Origin of the sequence: Herpetosiphon gulosus (assembly GCF_039545135.1) — a bacterium.
Taxonomy (GTDB): Bacteria; Chloroflexota; Chloroflexia; order Chloroflexales; family Herpetosiphonaceae; genus Herpetosiphon; species Herpetosiphon gulosus.
Genome location: NZ_BAABRU010000074.1, coordinates 1 through 2,615, shown reverse-complemented (window position 1 = coordinate 2,615; position 2,615 = coordinate 1). Strand labels below are relative to the sequence as shown.

Below are 2,615 nucleotides of genomic sequence, written 5' to 3'. Positions count from 1 at the left end.
TGTCACTTTCCGCCCTATACTACACAAAAATCGTTAGCAATCGCGCTCAATAATCGTCGGCAATCGTGCCCAATGTGGCCGATCGTCGGCAATACTGCTCATCTGACGTGCATTGCACCCCCATGTCCGCTATCCTGTTGCGCAACACTCTGTAGCGCGGGAGGTTCTATGGCGGGCACGAGGATTGACTATATGGAATTGCGAGACCTAGTGCGCGAACTCCGCGCCTCCACCAATGACAGCGCGATTCAGCGCACCACGGGCCTTAACCGACGGACGATCCGCCGCTACCGTGCGTGGGCATCCCAGCATGGGCTGCTGACGGGCGATCTGCCATCCATTGAGCACCTCGCCGCCTTGGCGCACGACACGCTCATGACTCCCGCGCCACCCCAAACCGTCTCCAGCCTCGAGCCATTCCGGGCGCTGGCCTTGGAACTGCATGCCGCTGGGGTCGAAGGAGTCGCCATCCGTGAACGCCTCCGCGAGCGTGGCTTTACTGGCTCCCTCTCCGCCGTCTATCGCTTTCTCGCGCAGCTCACGCCTGCCCAGCCCGATGTGACTGTCCGTGTCGAGACCCCGCCTGGACAGGAGGCGCAGGTCGATTTTGGGTACGCTGGACGGATGATCGATCCGGTGACGGGGGTGCTTCGGAAGGCCTGGGCATTCGTCATGGTGCTGGCGTGGAGCCGCTTTATGTATGTCGAATTTGTCTGGAATCAGTCCGTTGAGACCTGGCTCTTGCTCCACCGCCACGGCTTCGAGTTTTTTGGTGGGGTTCCCCATCGCGTGGTGCTCGACAACCTCAAGGCCGGTGTTACCCATGCCGACGTGGACGATCCGCACATCCAACATGCCTACCGCGAGTGCGCCGAACATTACGGCTTTCTGGTTGCACCATGTCGGCCACGCACTCCTGAACACAAGGGGAAAGTCGAGAGTGGTGTCCACTTTGTCAAGCGGAACTTTCTCGGAGGCCGGATGCCGACCACGCTCACCCAAGCCAACCACGACGTGCTGGCGTGGTGTCAGACGACCGCAGGCCAGCGTATCCACGGCACGACCAAACACGTCCCGATCCTCCAGTTCCGCGCCACCGAACAGGCGGCACTCCAAGCGCTGCCCGCCAGCCCCTACGACCTCGCGCTCTGGAAGGCGGCCACGGTGGCTCGCGACTGCTACGTCGTGTTCAACCAAGCATTCTACTCGGTGCCCTTTCGCTTCGTTGGCCAAACGGTCCATGTGCGGGGCGGTGCTGCCGACGTGCGGATCTACACGACCGACTGGCAGCTCGTTGCCACCCACCAGCGGGCAACCACAGCGGGGGAGCGGCTCACGCATCCGGATCACCTGCCCCCGACACACCGACCGGGGCTGCTGTTAGGGAGGGAGATGGCGCTGGATCGTGCCACGGTGATCGGGCCTGCCACCGAGCAGGTCGTGCGCACTTTGCTGGATGACACGGTGGTGGATCGGCTGCGCACCGTCGGGCGTATTCTCCAGCTGGCCGAACGGGTGGGGGCGGCACGACTCGAGGCGGCGTGCGTCCGCGCCCTCTGCTATGACGCGATCTCCCACCAAGCGATCAAGGCCATTTTGGCACAAGGGCTGGATCACGAGCCAGCACCGGAACCACCCGCACCGCCCGCCCAGACCTACGTGCGGGATGCCCACGATCTGCTGGGCCACCTGTTTGGCGGTGTGGTATGGAACTAACCCATCAGTTGAGTGGCCCGCTCAAGCAACTGCGGCTGTCGGGCATGCTGGAAACCTTAGTCGCTCGGACGCGCCAAGCGGTGGATGGCAAGTGGTCGTATGAGGAGTTTTTGGCGCGACTGGTGGAGGATGAGGTGGAACGGCGGGCGCAGAAGCAACTCGTACAGCGGCTGCGTCGCGCCAACGTGCAGACGAGTAAAACGCTGGAGGGCTTTGATTTCAGCTTCAATCCAGGGATCAATCGGCAGCAGATTCTCGCACTGGCCAGTGGCGAGTATATCCGTCAGAAGCGCAATGTGCTGATCTGTGGGCCAGCCGGGGTCGGCAAGTCGCATCTGGCCCAAGCGTTGGGGCATGAAGCGTGTCGGCAAGGCTACCCGGTGGTGTATGTGAACACCCACAAACTGGTGCAGCACCTGCACAGCGGACGGGCTGATGGGAGTCAAGAACGGCGGCTGGAGAGTTATCTGCGGCCAGCCGTGCTGATTCTGGACGACTTTGGCCTCCGCGCGCTGAGTGCCCAAGGAGCGGAGGATCTGTATGACGTGATCTGCGAACGGTATGAACAGGGCAGCATTGTGCTGACGAGCAACCGCGCACCGACGGAGTGGCCAGAGCTGTTTGGGAACCCGCTGCTCGCGAGTGCGGGGTTAGATCGCTTGGCGCACCACGCGGAAACGGTCGTGATGACGGGCCGGAGCTACCGGGCGGCGGGTCGACGGGGCAGTGGTGAGCCATTGCCAAGCGCCGACCAGAACGAGGCCGCGAACGAGGGCTGATCAGCAATGGGCTGGTCAGAAAACCGGGTCAATGGCGAGAACCAGGTGAGCAGCATTGCCGAGAATCTGGTTGGGCAGTATTGCTAACGATCACAGAGCACTATCGGGCGACGATTGACA

The 2,615-nt window shown here is 62.4% G+C and carries 2 protein-coding genes; both read left to right on the top strand.

Annotation, left to right across the window (positions count from 1 at the left end):
- The first annotated feature begins 192 nt into the window (after nt 1–192).
- Complete coding sequence (gene istA, locus ABEB26_RS26735; protein ID WP_345725149.1) at nt 193–1,716, top strand: IS21 family transposase; 1,524 nt, start codon at nt 193–195, stop codon at nt 1,714–1,716.
- Nucleotides 1,707–2,495, top strand: a complete 789-nt coding sequence (gene istB / locus ABEB26_RS26730) for an IS21-like element helper ATPase IstB (RefSeq protein ID WP_345725148.1) — start codon at nt 1,707–1,709, stop codon at nt 2,493–2,495. Before istA ends, istB begins: the two co-directional genes overlap by 10 nt.
- The last annotated feature ends 120 nt before the right edge of the window (nt 2,496–2,615 follow it).

Bases quoted from the DNA above. Each gene is read 5' to 3' on its own strand.
- istB (WP_345725148.1), top strand. From the start codon at position 1,707: ATGGAACTAACCCATCAGTTGAGTGGCCCGCTCAAGCAACTGCGGCTG.
- istA (WP_345725149.1), top strand. From the start codon at position 193: ATGGAATTGCGAGACCTAGTGCGCGAACTCCGCGCCTCCACCAATGAC.